At 42.2% G+C, this 16028-nt stretch carries 18 protein-coding genes and 1 pseudogene; 1 reads left to right on the plus strand and 18 read right to left on the minus strand.

Features of this window, described 5'->3' with window-relative positions; all coding sequences use genetic code 11:
• Positions 1-47: 47 nt before the first annotated feature.
• The 12 genes and pseudogenes from mtrB to ISX45_RS09090 form a co-directional block, all read right to left on the minus strand.
• Complete coding sequence (gene mtrB / locus ISX45_RS09045; RefSeq protein WP_181555892.1) at positions 48-272, minus strand: trp RNA-binding attenuation protein MtrB; 225 nt, start codon at positions 270-272, stop codon at positions 48-50.
• A 58-nt stretch (positions 273-330) separates the two neighbouring features.
• Positions 331-900, minus strand: a complete 570-nt coding sequence (gene folE, locus ISX45_RS09050) for a GTP cyclohydrolase I FolE (protein ID WP_181555891.1) — start codon at positions 898-900, stop codon at positions 331-333.
• Between the two features lie 145 nt (positions 901-1045).
• On the minus strand, positions 1046-1318 hold the full coding sequence (locus ISX45_RS09055) for an HU family DNA-binding protein (RefSeq protein ID WP_149917072.1): 273 nt from the start codon (positions 1316-1318) through the stop codon (positions 1046-1048).
• A 339-nt stretch (positions 1319-1657) separates the two neighbouring features.
• On the minus strand, positions 1658-3136 hold the full coding sequence (gene spoIVA, locus ISX45_RS09060) for a stage IV sporulation protein A (RefSeq protein WP_181555890.1): 1479 nt from the start codon (positions 3134-3136) through the stop codon (positions 1658-1660).
• 159 nt (positions 3137-3295) lie between these two features.
• Positions 3296-4018 (minus strand): hypothetical protein, encoded by a 723-nt coding sequence (locus ISX45_RS09065; RefSeq protein WP_181555889.1) that lies wholly within the window; start codon positions 4016-4018, stop codon positions 3296-3298.
• A gap of 28 nt (positions 4019-4046) precedes the next feature.
• On the minus strand, positions 4047-4250 hold the full coding sequence (locus ISX45_RS09070) for a DUF2768 domain-containing protein (protein ID WP_181555888.1): 204 nt from the start codon (positions 4248-4250) through the stop codon (positions 4047-4049).
• Between the two features lie 215 nt (positions 4251-4465).
• Positions 4466-5509 carry an NAD(P)H-dependent glycerol-3-phosphate dehydrogenase gene (locus tag ISX45_RS09075; protein WP_181555887.1) on the minus strand — a complete coding sequence of 348 codons (1044 nt, stop codon included), beginning with the start codon at positions 5507-5509 and terminating at the stop codon, positions 4466-4468.
• Positions 5510-5528: 19 nt separating this feature from the next.
• Positions 5529-6839, minus strand: coding sequence for a ribosome biogenesis GTPase Der (gene der / locus ISX45_RS09080; RefSeq protein ID WP_181555886.1), 1311 nt, complete (start codon positions 6837-6839; stop codon positions 5529-5531).
• Between the two features lie 261 nt (positions 6840-7100).
• Positions 7101-7169 carry a hypothetical protein gene (locus ISX45_RS20270; protein WP_373367364.1) on the minus strand — a complete coding sequence of 23 codons (69 nt, stop codon included), beginning with the start codon at positions 7167-7169 and terminating at the stop codon, positions 7101-7103.
• Positions 7141-7266 (minus strand): hypothetical protein, encoded by a 126-nt coding sequence (locus ISX45_RS19930; protein ID WP_267240220.1) that lies wholly within the window; start codon positions 7264-7266, stop codon positions 7141-7143. Before ISX45_RS19930 ends, ISX45_RS20270 begins: the two co-directional genes overlap by 29 nt.
• A pseudogene (locus ISX45_RS09085) lies at positions 7263-7981 on the minus strand (YIEGIA domain-containing protein). The gene ISX45_RS19930 and the pseudogene ISX45_RS09085 overlap by 4 nt, the downstream one beginning before the upstream one ends.
• Before the next feature lie 4 nt (positions 7982-7985).
• Positions 7986-8585: a YphA family membrane protein gene (locus ISX45_RS09090; RefSeq protein ID WP_194520560.1), complete on the minus strand. Its 600-nt coding sequence runs from the start codon at positions 8583-8585 to the stop codon at positions 7986-7988.
• A 115-nt stretch (positions 8586-8700) separates the two neighbouring features.
• On the opposite strand from ISX45_RS09090, the gene ISX45_RS09095 reads away from it, so the two are divergent.
• Positions 8701-8835, plus strand: coding sequence for a YpzI family protein (locus ISX45_RS09095; RefSeq protein WP_181555884.1), 135 nt, complete (start codon positions 8701-8703; stop codon positions 8833-8835).
• A gap of 391 nt (positions 8836-9226) precedes the next feature.
• Here ISX45_RS09095 and ISX45_RS09100 read toward each other — a convergent pair whose 3' ends face one another.
• The 6 genes from ISX45_RS09100 to rpsA all read right to left on the minus strand — a co-directional run bounded on the left by ISX45_RS09100 (position 9227) and on the right by rpsA (position 15900).
• Entirely contained in the window at positions 9227-9454 is a 228-nt protein-coding gene (locus ISX45_RS09100) for a hypothetical protein (protein ID WP_194520561.1), read from the minus strand.
• Positions 9454-10653 (minus strand): Ger(x)C family spore germination protein, encoded by a 1200-nt coding sequence (locus ISX45_RS09105; protein ID WP_194520562.1) that lies wholly within the window; start codon positions 10651-10653, stop codon positions 9454-9456. Before ISX45_RS09105 ends, ISX45_RS09100 begins: the two co-directional genes overlap by 1 nt.
• A gap of 41 nt (positions 10654-10694) precedes the next feature.
• The gene (locus tag ISX45_RS09110; protein ID WP_194520667.1) at positions 10695-11804 is read right to left on the minus strand and encodes a GerAB/ArcD/ProY family transporter; all 1110 of its coding nucleotides are present in this window, start codon (positions 11802-11804) and stop codon (positions 10695-10697) included.
• Between the two features lie 2 nt (positions 11805-11806).
• Positions 11807-13462: a spore germination protein gene (locus ISX45_RS09115; protein ID WP_407649738.1), complete on the minus strand. Its 1656-nt coding sequence runs from the start codon at positions 13460-13462 to the stop codon at positions 11807-11809.
• Between the two features lie 214 nt (positions 13463-13676).
• A complete protein-coding gene (fni, locus tag ISX45_RS09120) occupies positions 13677-14726 on the minus strand; it encodes a type 2 isopentenyl-diphosphate Delta-isomerase (RefSeq protein ID WP_194520563.1) in 1050 nt (349 codons plus the stop codon).
• A gap of 13 nt (positions 14727-14739) precedes the next feature.
• The gene (rpsA, locus tag ISX45_RS09125; protein ID WP_181555880.1) at positions 14740-15900 is read right to left on the minus strand and encodes a 30S ribosomal protein S1; all 1161 of its coding nucleotides are present in this window, start codon (positions 15898-15900) and stop codon (positions 14740-14742) included.
• Positions 15901-16028: the final 128 nt, after the last annotated feature.

Consider the following 16028-nt stretch of genomic DNA (forward strand, 5'->3'; position numbering starts at 1 on the left):
ACATAATTTTTTATGAAACGCTCTAGTTTCATAGAAAATATCGCCCATTACTTTTTCCCTTCGGACTGAATTTCGCCGTGGTTCGTTTGAATGAGCGCTTTGCCTCGTACTTTAATCGCTGATGTATGTTCTGTAAATTGAGCAATCAGCACTTCACCTTTATCGAGTTTTTCTGAATGATGGAAACGAGTGTCTGCCCCCCTTGTCAAACCAATCACATTGACCCCATCTTCTAATGCTTTAATGACGATATAATCACTGTTTGGATACATAGACGCCCTCCCTTCTATTTTTCCACAAAATGAAAGAATTCATAACTAAAAGATGATTTTAGCCTTTTTTAATAAGCGAAACCACTTCCGCACGGGCAGCATCGTTTGTTTCAAATGTCCCTCTCACAGCCGTCGTGACCGTTTTCGCTCCCGGCTTTTTCACTCCTCGCATTGTCATACACATATGCTCGGCTTCCACTACCACCATAACACCGTGTGGTTCTAATGTTTCCATAATTGCATCTGCAACCGTCGCTGTAATGCGTTCTTGCAACTGCGGTCTCCGAGCTACCGCCTCGACAGCGCGCGCCAGCTTGCTTAATCCTGTCACTTTTCCACCGCGTGGGATATAAGCGACATGAGCAACCCCGAAGAACGGAACTAAGTGATGTTCACACATAGAGAAAAACGGAATATCTTTTACAAGAACTAATTCTTCATGATCTTCGCTAAACACTGTTTGAAGATGTTCCTTCGGATCTTCGACTAATCCAGCAAATACTTCCGCATACATTTTCGCAACACGTTTTGGTGTATCTCTAAGTCCTTCTCGATTCGGATCTTCGCCAATCGCTTCCAAAATTAAACGAACCGCATGTTCAATTTGCTCATAATTTACGTTTAACATCAACCAACATCCTCCTGCAAGATAAATGCTACATGTACCCCGATTCTAGCATAGATGATGAAAAAAAAGCAAAAAAGAAGGGCAGCGCAATAGCTTACCCTTCCTTGAAAGCTCTTGAAAAGCTTGTTCCTCGTTTATGTAAAACTTACTTTACAGCATCTTTAAGAGCTTTACCTGGTTTAAATGCAGGAACTTTGCTCGCAGGGATTTCCATTTCTTCCCCTGTTTGCGGATTGCGTCCTTTGCGCGCTGCGCGTTCACGCACCTCGAAGTTCCCAAAACCGATTAATTGAACTTTATCGCCATTTTTTAAAGCTTCTGTAATAGACTCAAATACAGCATCAACTGCTTTTGTTGCGTCTTTTTTAGAAAGACCGCTTGTTTCTGCAACCGCATTGATTAACTCTGTCTTGTTCATGCCATTCACCTCCTCCCAAGGAATGTATAAAAAAATCATTGCTTATTCCATTTCTTCACACTTTCTCGCATTTCTATACATATAAGCTGGTGACATGCCTAATATTAAATGATTTATCGTCATAATTCAACATATTTTCAGCACATGAATGCAATTTAGGCACATTTCACCAAAGAAACTAACTTTTTCTGATAAAAGATTATCACATGTCCTATGTGTTATCAAGACAAAAATCCTTGTTTTTCTAGGCTTTCATTTATTTTTTGTAAAAAAACATCCCTGAACACTTTTTTGTCGAGGTTTACACATAAAAAAGACCCCAAAACTGGAGTCTATCGTTTACAGTATAATAGCAATCAATCCACCGGAACCTTCGTTAATGATTCGCTCTAGCGTTTCTTTCAATTTGTAACGAGCGTTTTCCGGCATTAATGCGAGTTTGGCTTGGATGCCTTCGCGAACAATCGAGCTGAGCGAACGCCCAAAAATATCGGAATTCCAAATAGATAGCGGGTCATCTTCAAAGTCTTGCATTAAATAGCGGACAAGTTCTTCACTTTGCTTTTCGGTACCGATAATCGGTGCAAATTCCGATTCGACATCAACTTTAATCATATGGATGGACGGAGCCACCGCTTTTAAGCGCACCCCGAAGCGCGACCCTTGACGAATAATTTCCGGCTCATCTAAGCTCATGTCGGAAAGGGCCGGAGCAGCAATGCCGTAACCAGTTTGTTTCACCATTTTTAACGCATCAGCAATTTGATCATATTCCGCTTTCGCATGCGCAAAATCTTGCATCAATTGAAGCAAGTGATCTTTCCCCCGAATTTCGACGCCGACGACTTCTTTTAAAATTTGATCGTACAAATCATCCGGAGCATATAAATCAATTTCCGCTATCCCCTGCCCCATTTCAATGCCGGCAAGGCTTGCTTTATCAATAAAATCGTACTCGCCAAACTGCTGAACAACACGGTCAACATCGCGCAACCGCTTAATATCTTTCACCGTATCGCGTACAGCCTCTTGGTAGCTTTCACGAAGCCAGTGATCTTCACGGAGCACCATTACCCAACTTGGTAAGTTCACATTCACTTCTAAAACTGGAAATTCATATAATGCTTCACGGAGCACATTATATACATCGGCATCACGCATGCTCTCTACGCTCATCGCCAACACTGGAATATCGTACTTTTCGATTAACTGTTGGCGAAGTGATTCCGTGTCTGGATGATGCGGACGAACAGTGTTAATAACCATAATAAATGGTTTTCCTACCTCTTTAAGCTCATTAATGACGCGCTCTTCTGCGTCTACATAGTCTTGGCGCGGAATTTCTCCAATCGTGCCGTCCGTTGTGATGACGACGCCAATCGTGGAATGCTCTTGAATCACTTTTCTTGTGCCAATTTCCGCTGCTTCATGGAATGGAATTGGTTCTTCGTACCAAGGTGTATGAATCATTCGCGGGCCGTTTTCGTCCTCGTACCCTTTCGCCCCTGGAACAGCATAGCCAACACAATCAACTAAGCGAATGTTGACTTCTAATCCTTCATCGACTTTTACTTTCACGGCTTGGTTTGGCACAAATTTCGGTTCTGTTGTCATAATCGTTTTTCCTGCCGCACTTTGCGGCAATTCATCCTGCGCGCGCGCTTTATCCGCTTCATTTCCAATATTAGGAATAACAACGAGTTCCATAAACTTTTTTATGAAAGTCGATTTACCGGTTCGCACGGCACCGACTACTCCTAAATAAATATCGCCCCCCGTGCGTTCGGCGATTTCTTTGAAGATATCCACTTTTTCCAAATGACTCCCCTCCAGTCTTTGAGTCGTTATGTTCGATAGACCTGTTTGCTAGTACTCTAGGACACTATATGAATATGATGTTGTCCTATTCATTTATGACTAAAATATATAAAAAAATCCCTTCTCTAGAATGTATTTCGCTAGAGAAGGGTTCATGACTTATTTCGTTAAAAAAATAGGCTCGTTTTTTTGCGGATCAATTGTATATGGAAGGGAGTAGGCAGGAACAAATAAAGAATCTTTTACTAATATATCGCGAATATCATCTCCAGGTTTGTAAGAATGTTTTGTTTTTTTCAATGCTTCGTATAAATCAATACGATAGTCAACGTAAATTTCACCATTATAATCAATAATCAGCGGTAAATTATTTCCAGAAAAAGGACTAACAACATACGGTGGTTCTTTATAACCTAATTTTTTATAGTCTAACGTAAAAATCCCTTTTGCTAACATGTCTTTAAATGGAGGGTACCCATGAGAATCTTGATACATTTTTAAGCGCAGTTTTACATCGCGAATTTGCTCCGCCATACGTAAATCAAGGAGCTTGACCGTCGGGTGCTTCTCCACATCAACAAGGACATATTGAAAGACACCGCCGCTTTCAAACGCATTCCCCGGTGGCTCTTGCATATAACGTGGAACGAGACGATGAAAATCAATCGGGTACTTTTGATAAATCTGCGTTTTCATATCGCGCGTCTGAATCGGCAACAATCCTCCTGTCGCCTCACGGTACTGATCCACTGCTGATTGTACTGCGGCAACTTGATCTGCATATGGAATTTGATTTTGTTTTAATCGTTCTTCTGGGTATAAGCACCCCGAGAGCAGGAACATCATACATATAGAAATGATCAGTCGAAAAATGAGTTTCATATCGATCCATCCTTTGGCTGCATGTCCATTATTCTTGAACCGGCCCGCTAAATACAACAAAAATAATAATGATACCCGCTAAAATCATGAGTATATAAGCGATTAACGCCAATATAAATTTAACGATTTTATTTTTTATTTTATACCGGCTCAAATAAATCGAAAATACAGAAATAAACATAAAAGCCATTGACGTAAGTGCAATCCACATTTTTATTAATCCCGGTGACACGTGTGTTTCCCCCTTTTTCGACAATTATTATAACAATAAGCGGCTCTATTTTCACTATCCTAGCCTAGACTCACACAAAAAAAAACTGAAGTAAAGCGGGGCTACTTTACTTCAGTCAGACAATGATACCCTTTGTCCGGAAGCTCAGGTCTATAATTGTTCGTAGTATTGTATGCGCCGCATAAATACCTTGCATCATCGAATGCCTATTTTTGTCACTTTTCTTGCTCCGATTTGTCCAAAATGTTCACTAAGTCTTCCATCTCATGTGTTTTTACACGTGACATGAGAGAATCGACAGCGTCTTTTGGATTTTTTTCATTAAACAATACATCGTAAAGCACTTCCGTAATCGGCATTTTCACCCCGAGCTTTTTCGCCAGCTGATAGGCGGCTTTTGTCGTTCGGACACCTTCCACTACCATTCCCATACTATCAAGCACTTCATCAAGTTTTTTCCCTTTTCCTAACAAATGTCCTGCCCGCCAATTTCGTGAGTGAACGCTCGTACATGTCACAATTAAATCGCCAATCCCTGTAAGCCCAGAGAATGTAAGTGGATTTGCCCCAAGCGTGCTTCCTAATCGAGCAATTTCTGCCAATCCCCTTGTAATGAGAGCGGCTTTCGCATTATCTCCATACCCTAATCCATCGGTAATTCCAGCGGCCAAGGCGATAATATTTTTGAGCGCCCCACCGATTTCTACACCGATTAAATCCGGGTTCGTATAAACACGAAAATATTGATGATTCATGAACAAATCTTGAATACGTTCCGCTGCCTTCATATTTTTTGAGGATACCGTCACTGTCGTCGGATGACGCAAACTGACTTCCTCCGCATGGCTCGGTCCTGATAATACAACAACATCTTGCAACAGCGAGCCCATTTCTTCTTCAATAATTTCAGAAATGCGCTTATGTGTATCCGGCTCGATTCCTTTGCTGACCGTCACGATCGTAATCGGTTCTTTCAGACATTGACGCACGTTTCCTAACACTTCGCGAATCGCCTTCGTTGGAACCGCTAATACAACCGTTCGCACGTTTTCTAATGCTTGACAAAGATCGGCATATCCAACAATCAGTTCAGGAAGCTCGATGCCCGGCAAATATTTTTCATTCGTTCGCTTCGTATTAATTTCCTTAATTTGTTCAGGTCGATGTCCCCAAAGGCGAACAGCATGTCCATTATCAGCAAGCACCATCGAGAGCGCCGTTCCCCAGCTTCCTGCTCCTAACACCGCAACTTGCTCCACCGTCTCTCACTTCCTTAGTTTATTTTCTCGGTCTAGCAATCAGTTTGATTGGCGTACCTTCAAAACCGAATGCATCGCGAATACGATTTTCTAAAAAGCGCTCGTATGAAAAATGCATCAGCTCTGGATCGTTCACGAAGACAACAAATGTTGGTGGTTTTACAGCTACTTGCGTCACATAATAAATTTTCAACCGCTGCCCGTTATGCGTCGGCGTTGGATTCATCGCGATTGCGTCCATAATGACTTCATTCAATACGTTCGTCTGCACGCGCATCGCATGATTTTCGCTCACAGTTTGAATGAGTGGCAGCAGCTTATGTAGTCGCTGCTTCGTTTTCGCTGAGACGAATAAAATTGGCGCATAATCAAGAAATTGAAAGTGGTCGCGGATTTTCCGCTCAAATTCAATCAATGTTTTATCGTCTTTTTCAACCGCATCCCATTTATTAACCACAATAATCACACCGCGTCCTGCTTCGTGAGCGTACCCAGCAATTTTTTTATCTTGCTCGATAATTCCTTCCTCCGCGTTCAACACAACAAGAACAACATCGGAACGTTCAATAGCTTTCAACGCGCGCAATACACTATACTTTTCGGTGTTTTCATAGATTTTTCCTCTTTTTCGCATTCCCGCGGTATCAATAATAACGTATTCTTGTCCTTCCCGTGTAAACGTCGTATCGACTGCATCCCGTGTCGTTCCAGCAATATCGCTTACAATGACCCTTTCCTCTCCTAAAATGGCATTTACAAGCGATGATTTACCGACATTCGGGCGGCCGATTAAACAAAATTTAATGACGTCTTCTTCATAGTCGTTTGGCTCGCGTTTTGGAAAATGGCGAACAACTGCATCCAATAAATCGCCAAGTCCCGTGCCATGCGCGCCGGAAATCGGATATGGCTCACCAAACCCAAGCACATAAAAATCATAAATCAAATCGCGCATATCTGGATTATCAATTTTATTCACAGCCAATACAACCGGTTTGTTGGAGCGATGTAACATTTTTGCGACTTCTTCATCCGCCGCCGTTACTCCATCGCGTCCATTCGTCATAAAAATAATGACATCTGCTTCATCAATTGCAACTTCCGCCTGTTGGCGTATTTGCACTAAAAGTGGCTCATCGCCAATATCAATTCCGCCTGTATCAATAATGTGAAATTTGTGATTTAACCATTCTCCGCTACTATAAATTCGGTCGCGAGTGACTCCAGGTACATCTTCCACAATCGAAATGCGCTCACCAGCAATTCGATTAAAAATCGTTGATTTGCCGACGTTTGGACGACCAACAATAGCTACGACTGGATTGGTCATATTATCACCCTTTCTCTTCATATCGCGACTGTAAGAAAAGCGGAAGCGCCATGGCCAGCTCCCGAAGTCAAATGTTCTTCATGCACAAGACAGTTTGTCACTTCGAAAGCGTGAAGGTTATTTGAAACAAGAGAGCTAGGCGCTTACGCTAGACAGTGTTTGAAAATGTATACTTTCTTGTCCTCAAAAAAGAACCCTTCAAAAGAAGGGTACAGCTGTTTTATTGTATCAAAAACAACAGCGTACAACAATAGAAACAGGCTAATGCTTCACAATAATTAACTGCTCATGGGTAATACCGTTAAGAATCTCTTCTAAATGCGCCGCCACTTGTTTCATTTCTTCTTTTGTTTCGCATATAAAACGCCAGCGATTTTTTCCTGTTCGTTGTCATGGCCGCCACAATGACTTTTTCATGCGTCATCATAACCTTCTCCCTTTCTTATTCGCTTCTGATCTTGTCGGCATACGAATCGCACTTTCTATGTCTTGGAACATTTCCAATGATCACCTGCGCCCTTTCCATGTCTTTTTCTTGTGTCAAAATAAAAATACCGACACGTCTACCATCGTACACACCGGGCGCTGTCAAAATTATCGTGTGATATCGCTTGCCGTTGTCCTAGGTTGGCGATTGTTGACTGCGCATTAGAGTTTTTCGACATGTCATGTCGTGCCGATAACCCAATATTCATAATATAAATGTTATCAACATGCGATCCCGCCTCTTCAAAATGCGGCTCCACATATTCAATATCAACAATATCCTTTAAACGGCTGCCAGACATACATTTTCGCACCATAAATGGTCCGATAATGCTTACGACAATCGCCGCCAAATATTCATCGAAAATAACTAAATAAATTCGCCCTTCAAACAATATTGCAATTCGATATATGCTTTCCCACGCGGAACGAGCTCATATTGATCAATCGCTCTATATTATACGCATCACGAATTTGTGAAGCAGCAAGCACTAAAAGCAAACTCTGTGCCCATAATCGCCGGAACAGCAATTATTCCTAATCCAGCCGAAACGACTCCTCACACAATATTGAATAATTCGTACGTGTAAATGCGCAGGATATTGACAATAATCCGTTTTTAACAAATACACTCCGATCAATGCACTAGATAATATATTCTCATGTTTGCTTCGTCCCTTTTGCCGGCTTTTTCAAATCCACGTGCAACGGTAGCTGTTCTAACAATGTCCAACCTAGCAAACAGAAGCAGCACACGGAGATGGTATCAAAAAATGAAAAAGACCCAATGATATACGGAAACGAAAACGATTTCAAAACAAAAGCATATAACACATCACCTTGACAACTGCCAATGATAAGACATAAAAACCGTGCAACCATATCTCGATAAAACATGAAAGAGATGATCAATAATATGATGGCCATCATCCATGTGGGATTCGTCCATATCCATATCGGGTCACATAACGCAAGCAAGCGGAAGGAAGTATACGCGAACGTAATGGTAATCGTTGCAAGAAACATATACGCTAAATTCCAAACTGCTTGCCTTGCTGCTAATAAATAATAAGCACTTACTAGAAGAAACAAAAATGAAAGTGTTACCCGAAACGAACCAATATTCATGCCAAAACGAGATAATGCCATTGTCATTAGTGTAGCCGCAGCTAACTTTGTCCGTCGCTCCGTTTTTTTCATAAAAAAAGTTGCGATTATCCATATCATCCAAAAAAATATATAAAAATAAATCCCTTCCACTTTTTCTACCTCCTACTATCTCCATTATTTCATTTTTTATGAAAGTTAATCCGCGTATAAGAAAAACAAAAAACAGTTATAGTAAAAATGAGAAAAAAGAAAGGAGCGTTATAAAATGGGTAAAGACCGCCAAGAAAAAAAACTTAAACAATCGCATCGTGTGGAATCTGATCGCGACCAATCCCTCACATACAAAGGAGCAGGAAGACTCGAAGATCCCGAAGCGGCAAGAGAACGAAATAAACACTAAGAAAAATGGGGAAGCAGAAGCTAGACGATCAAGAAAAGCAAAAGCGACTTGCTTGCCCCCGACACGCGCTGGAAGACTCAAGAAGATAACATCAAAAAAGCTGACTCAATGATCACCAATCGAGTCAGCTTCCAAAGCAGTGAAAACGTCGAGCATCAAACGCACCTCATGAACATAAACCTTTTTTAAATTATTGAAATTTGTCAATGTATTTGATGTCCCCCCCTTTAATCGCAGTAAGAAAGTGGACGTAAATCAACTCCATTATCAATCTTGTTCTGTACTTCTATGTTTCATCCATCATCCCATTGACAAAGAACCTGTTTTGAATGATATAGTTTCTATTTTTATTAAGACAAAAAATCCACGAGACAGAATAGGAAACTTTCCTTTATTTTCCAAACATTCGCCCCAGAGGTTTATAAATGTATTCAATCATCTGCGTCGGACCTGGAAGATCGGGGTTCAATATTAACATAATCGCAAGAATTGTTCCAAGACTTAGCAGCACAATAAAAACAACTTTTTCTTTTTTTTGTGTTCGATTTATTCGCGGCCACTCGTATAGAAAGATGAGCGCAACCAGAACAAGAGTACCTAGTATAACCCCCGCTTTCATTATTGTTTCACCTCTTGTTCAGGCAATCCTTGCGGAGCGGCGTTCACTCCCGGTCTGCGGACGTACGCCTTAGTCTCTACGATCACTTCAACGGTCGGGAAGATTTGCTCCCAACGATTTTTTACCTGGTTCCATTCTCTTGGATATTTTCGGTGGAAAATGTCTGCAAAGTCAAAAATATCGGCTTTCATCTCTTTTTGTACTGTCTTCAATGCGGCTCTAATGCGTTTATTTGTCTCATTTTCCAATTCTTTTTCGATCATTTTCGTATACTTAGGGTTTAGCAAGTCCAATTTCGTTCCGTTTAATATAATATCGTCTTCCGCGGTCACTTTCACGATCATCTTCCATCTACCTTTCTCATATTTGGGAATGAATTCCGTATGCGCTCTTATCAGCGTAGCTGTGATATTTCCCTTTTCCCCTTTAAGCGTAACTGTGACATTCGCTCGTTTGATCTCATTTCTGAGCCAAAGTACACCTCGAGTCAACTTATCATCAATATCCCCGATCATTTTATCCTTCTTAAAAATGGCGGTACGTTGAATAAACGCAATAGTTTGTAGATCTTTTTTCCCTTTTTCCGGCGGCAAGATCTTCACCATAGGAAGAGCCGCTGCATCGGCATCGCTGCTTAGCATTTGCATAGCTTCTTTTATCGTTACTCGCAATAAAAGTTGCGATTCTGACAATTCCCGCAGCACTTCTGCTGAGCTTTGTTCAATCGGAGGGAGCAATTCGAGCACATTTTTGGCAGTTCCTTTACTTACTAATACATTGGAACGAAGGCGAATTTGCGGATTGCGGCTCAAAAAGTCTAGATGCTGGCGAATCCCTGCTTTTGCTGCTTTCTCTCCAAACACGACCACCTTGGTGTGTCCCCAGAAGACACGGCGAGAAAGCTTTTCTTGCAGGTTCGAGATCGCATCAGCCACGGTGGTACCCGTTCCCGATCTTACTACCGTTTGACCACTGACACCGCTGCCGCCACCTCCTCCCATCATCTGACCGCCTCCACCGACTGCTTGCGGGACGATTAGTTCCGCTGTAATCATGATTTTCCCATCTTTTTTTTGATCAATTCCTAACCCTACAATTAGCGCTAAATCGTTTACTTCCGTTCGGTCCCAGCAGCCGCTTAGCAAAATAAGATGAACGGAAACGAAAAGAATTTTTGCTGCTTTTTGTACGATGCTCATTCTTATTGATCTCCTTTTTACCCCTTGTTTCGTTGCTATCCTTATCCTTGTTGTGTTAACTTTTGGTTATTGGTTTTTCTGCGCCATTTTGCGATGAATAGCAGAATAAGAGGAATTCCTGTTTGGATCGAAATTCGGTAAAACGGAGAAGAGCTTCCTAGAAAATGGGTCAATTCGATTAAATTCGGCGCCGACCAGACGGCAAATAACAGCAGTAAAAATCCTATGGGAAAAGTGATCGGGCGATAATCTGACAAATTCAGCCATTGAGCTGTTCCTAACACTAAAGCGTAATAAAAGACGGCAATCTTCACAAAAACCCCTGCTACCCAAAGGGCCATTACGATGGCTTCAATGTGTTCTAGAAAATCCGCGATGCTAACGTAACGGACAGCGCTAAACGCGGGATAGAGAAAACGGGATGTGATCCCTCCTAGGACGAAAAGGACGGCAATGTTGATGAGAGATAAAGTCAACATGACGGCGGTGACCGAGATCATGCCCCATTTCTTTCCTTTATTGCGATCGTCAACGTAAGGAAGCAGAAAAGCGATGAGGAGGAATTCAGTAAACCAACCTTGCGGGATGATCGCCCCCATGAGCGAAGGCATTATTCCCTTTTCCATGATTGGAAACATATTCTCTACTTTCATATCCGGGATCAACAGGATAATATTGGTCAATATCAGGATAATCACAACAGGTACAATCACTTCCGCAAGCCGGCCTATCACTTCCACACCGCTACGAACGGCAAAGGAGCATACGAGAATCATACTTCCCATTACAACGACTAATGGAGTATGACTAAGAAAGTTACCTACAACAAATTCGCCATACTCTCGGATAATAATTCCATTTGCATGCAAATAGAAAAATAAAAAGATAAATCCAATCGCTTTCCCTAGAAACTTGCCGAGAATATCCTCACTGTACTCAATGAGGGTTTTTTGCGGATAGAGATGATGTAACTGAACAGCAATGTAAACTGTCAGAAAGCCAATGAGAGAAGCCCAGAAGGGAGAAAGCCACATATCCTGCTTCGCATATCGGGCAGTGATGGCAGGGACTAAGAGAATGGCTGTTGCGGTGATAGTAGGATACATCATTATTCCCATTTGCATGGCAGATATTTTTCCTTTCTCAATCATCATCATGATCCTCCTTTTCCTTTACTCGTCTTGTCATTTCCGTAATCAGGATCTGGTTTCTGATCCGGACCTTGCCGTTGGATGTTATCTGTTCTCGTTAAACGGGGACGCGTATTTAACTTCCACCAAGGTGCGCGTATCAACACGTCTTTCATTTCTCTCACTTGCATTGGAGCCATAGGAGATAAATAGGGAACGCCGAAAGAACGAAGCGTCGCCATATGAGTAAGAATCATGAGCAGCCCGAGCATAATCCCGAGAAGCCCTAACGTCCCTGCCAATAAGATCATGGGAAAGCGCAGCATCCTTAATGCTATTCCGGTCGTATAGCGGGGAATGGTAAAAGAGGCGATTCCTGTTAATGCAACCACCATGATCAGTGGAGAAGAAGCAAGCCCTGCTTGGACCGCAGCTTGCCCAATCACCAGAGCACCAACGATACTAACAGCAGCACCCGCTTGTTTAGGAAGCCTCAATCCCGCTTCACGTAAGGCCTCAAATACCACTTCCATAAGTAACGCTTCAACCAGTGCCGGAAACGGAATCATCTCCCGAGAAGCAGCTATGCTAATCAAAAGCGTAGTAGGAATCATTTCCTGATGAAAGGTCAGGATCGCCACATACAATGACGGCAGCAAAAGCGATATCAAGAGAAATATATAACGCATCCAGCGGATTACCGTGCTGATTAAAAATCGTTGGTAGTAATCTTCACTTGATTGCAGTAAGGAATAAAAAGAAACCGGTACAATCAAAGCGAAAGGAGTGCCATCTTGAAGAATCGCCACTCGTCCTTCAAGCAGACTCGCCACTACAACATCAGGACGTTCGGTATCCAATACTTGAGGAAACGGGGAATAAGGATTGTCCTCGATGAACTCTTCAATATAGCTCGTTTCCAAAATTCCGTCTACCTTGATACGGTTAAGCCGGCTCTCTACTTCTCGGATCAATGCTTGATCGGCAATTCCTTCAATATAAGAGATGACCACTTCGGTCTGGGTATACTCCCCTATTTTCATTGATTTCATTTTTAGCTGTGGGCTTCTTATTTTTCTGCGCAATAAAGAAAGGTTAGTCCCTAATGATTCGGTGAATCCCTCCCGAGGTCCTCTTATCACGGATTCCCCCGTTGGTTCTTCGATGGAACGTTTTTCCCAATTTGACAAACCTAATGCGAATCCTTCGCTTTGTTGGTCGATAAGCAAAACCGGGTTTCCGTCAGAGATATGTTCAATGCACGCTGTAATCGTCTGTACCTTCTCTACCTTCGAAACGGTCAATTTTTGTTCTAGTATATGATAGACAGGAATTAGCTGGTCGGTATTCTCATTCTCCTTGGCATTATTTTCTTTCATCAAAGGGATGAGTACGCTCGCATCGATTTCTTCGATGTTAGCTAAACCGTCGATATAGATAAGGGCAGCTTTTGTTTTCCCACCAATTTTAAATGGGCGAAAAACGACATCCATACAATTTTGATAGATGTTTTGCAGTTCTTGTAGATTTTGATCTAAATCGGTAGAAAGAAAATCCTGCTGTTGCTGATTTTGGCTCTGCTGTTTTTGCTCTTGTTGGTTCTTAGCTGTTTGTTTTTTTCTTGCTTTCTTAAAAAAAAAACATACAATTCCCTTCTTTCTAACGGTAGACGTTCTCAACCTCTATTTTTCCCTTTTTAAAATGAGATAATCATTTTTCTGACAATAAAGTTATATAGGCATATAAAAAAGTGGAGAGTTTCTCATTTCTGAGAAAAACAGATAGAACCGGTATTTGCCTTTCTTTATGCATTAGATAAACACCTCCTATCTATGCCCATTTCATTAAAAAACCCCTTCATCCCGTGAATTTTAGTCATCGGGATGAAGGGGGTTATCGACAACTATATACTTTCGTGTCAAATCCTCTTTCCGTTAACCAATGATGCGTGTCACCGCGAATAACAAGCGGAACGCGCCGCAATTCCTCAATCGTTTTCGCCCCAAGTGCGCTCATAATCAATGATAAATCGGTATGCAGCGCATGAATTTCCTCCACTAATGATGCGACTCCTTCTTCTATCAATAATTTTAAAAACGAACCAGCAACGCCAACAGCCGCTGCTCCTAAAGCAATCGCTTTAGCGGCATCAAAGGCGGTGCGTACACCGCCGCTGCCAATGACAGAAAGATGGGGAACCGTTTGGGAAACTTCGACAATGGACGCAGCTGTCGAAATCCCCCATTCGTTAAAATACGATAATATAGCGGAACGTCTTTGATTTTCAATGCGGGCAAAATTCGTTCCGCCAAATCCACCAACATCGACGATCATAACACCTACATCCGCTAGCTGTACAGCTGTTTCTTTACTCATGCCAAAGCCAACTTCCTTGACAATGACAGGAACGTCGACATGTCTTACGATTTGTTCAATCCGTCTTAACGCTCCTGTAAAATCGCGATCCCCTTCTGGCATGATAAGTTCTTGAACGACATTTAAATGAATTTGTAAGCCGTTCGCTTCAATCATATCGACCACACGCTTGGCATCCTCAACCGTTGCTTCACTTCCAATATTAGCAAAAATCACTCCATTCGGATTTACTTGTCGCACAATTTCAAAAGAAGGGCGTTCGTTTGCATCCTTGAGCGCCGCCATTTGTGAACCGACCGCCATAGCAATACGACATTCTTTCGCCGCTTCCGCTAGCCCTTTGTTAATTTCCAACGTTGCTCGTCCGCCCCCGCCGGTCATCGCATTGATAAAAAGAGGCGAACTTAACGTAAGTTCGCCTAAGGTTGTACGTAAGTCAATATCATTTGTACGCAGATTAGGCAGGCTTTGATGCACAAAAACGATGTCGTCGAAACCATGCTTCCCTACTGAACCAGTAGAAAGCGCGTGCGCGATATGTTCGATTTTTCGTCTCGCCCTGCTCATTACGTTACCACCATTATTTTAATTTTTTTAACTGTTCACCGATCACTTCGCCTAACTGGAATCCTTTTGACTCGTTAGATGGCTTTGTGTACTGGCTATAATCTTCCTCAGCAGCCACTTCTTCAGTTAACTCGCGAATGCTGAGGGAAATGCGGTGCTCCGCCTCGTTGACTTCGAGCACTTTCGCTTTTACTTCTTCTCCTTCTTTTAACGCTTCGTGTGGAGTGCCGATACGCTTATTTGAAATTTGCGAAATATGCACTAATCCTTCCACACCCGGGAAAATCTCGACGAACGCTCCAAATGGAACTAATCGTTTTACTTTGCCTGTTACCACATCGCCAGGAGCGATTTTTTCACCAATACCTTCCCACGGACCCGGCAATGCATCCTTAATTGATAAGGAGATGCGGCCATGTTCTTCATCAACAGAAAGCACTTTGACTTTTACTTTCTCACCCTCTTGAACTACATCGGATGGATGAGCGACACGCGTATGGGAAAGTTGAGAAATATGTACAAGCCCGTCAAATCCACCAATGTCGACGAATACGCCAAAATCCGCGATGCGCCGCACAGTCCCTTCAAGCACTTGGCCCGGTTCTAAGCGACGAAATGCTTGTTTTCTCTGTTCCTCTTGCTCTTGTTCAATAACAGCACGATGCGATAAAATAACGCGATTTTTCTCACGATCCAATTCCACGACTTTGACAGCAAGCGGACGATCTTTATAATCGGAAAAGTCTTCAACAAAATGAGGCTCGACGAGTGAAGCTGGAATAAATCCACGTATCCCTACATCAGCGACAAGCCCACCTTTGACGATGTCTTTGACGACGACATCGAACGTTTCACCGCTAGCAAATTTTCTTTCTAACTCTTCCCAAGCACGATCAGCATCTACGGCTTTTTTCGATAAGATTAACAGCCCTTCTTCTTCGTTCGTGCCTTCCTCTACTTTTTTTACTTTAGCGGTAATTTCGTCACCTACAGAAACGGCATCGCTCGTTTTCTCGATATGAAGGCTCGATAATTCGCTAATCGGAATAATACCGCTTTGCTTGCTTCCCTCAATATCGACAAGCACTTGCTTGTCTTCTAATTTGACGACTTTTCCCTGAACGATGTCACCTACCTTATAAACCTTCACTTCTAAATTCATGTCCTCTACCATTCTTAACCCTCCTTAGTCGACTGACGGTCCATACAGATTTACCAAACATCCGTAGAGTTGGAACATGTTCCCTGCTTAACTATATCATGTCCAAACAAAAAAACGTTATGATTTTCCCGAAGGACCGC

Origin of the sequence: Thermaerobacillus caldiproteolyticus (assembly GCF_015326725.1) — a bacterium.
GTDB lineage: Bacteria > Bacillota > Bacilli > Bacillales > Anoxybacillaceae > Thermaerobacillus > Thermaerobacillus caldiproteolyticus.

Coding starts and splice junctions, on each gene's coding strand:
- mtrB (WP_181555892.1), bottom strand. CDS start 272: ATGTATCCAAACAGTGATTATATCGTCATTAAAGCATTAGAAGATGGG.
- folE (WP_181555891.1), bottom strand. CDS start 900: ATGTTAAACGTAAATTATGAGCAAATTGAACATGCGGTTCGTTTAATT.
- ISX45_RS09055 (WP_149917072.1), bottom strand. CDS start 1,318: ATGAACAAGACAGAGTTAATCAATGCGGTTGCAGAAACAAGCGGTCTT.
- ISX45_RS09065 (WP_181555889.1), bottom strand. CDS start 4,018: ATGAAACTCATTTTTCGACTGATCATTTCTATATGTATGATGTTCCTG.
- der (WP_181555886.1), bottom strand. CDS start 6,839: ATGACCAATCCAGTCGTAGCTATTGTTGGTCGTCCAAACGTCGGCAAA.
- ISX45_RS19930 (WP_267240220.1), bottom strand. CDS start 7,266: ATGATGACGCATGAAAAAGTCATTGTGGCGGCCATGACAACGAACAGG.
- ISX45_RS09095 (WP_181555884.1), top strand. CDS start 8,701: ATGGGTAAAGACCGCCAAGAAAAAAAACTTAAACAATCGCATCGTGTG.
- ISX45_RS09100 (WP_194520561.1), bottom strand. CDS start 9,454: ATGAAAGCGGGGGTTATACTAGGTACTCTTGTTCTGGTTGCGCTCATC.
- ISX45_RS09105 (WP_194520562.1), bottom strand. CDS start 10,653: ATGAGCATCGTACAAAAAGCAGCAAAAATTCTTTTCGTTTCCGTTCAT.
- ISX45_RS09110 (WP_194520667.1), bottom strand. CDS start 11,804: ATGATTGAGAAAGGAAAAATATCTGCCATGCAAATGGGAATAATGATG.
- fni (WP_194520563.1), bottom strand. CDS start 14,726: ATGAGCAGGGCGAGACGAAAAATCGAACATATCGCGCACGCGCTTTCT.
- rpsA (WP_181555880.1), bottom strand. CDS start 15,900: ATGGTAGAGGACATGAATTTAGAAGTGAAGGTTTATAAGGTAGGTGAC.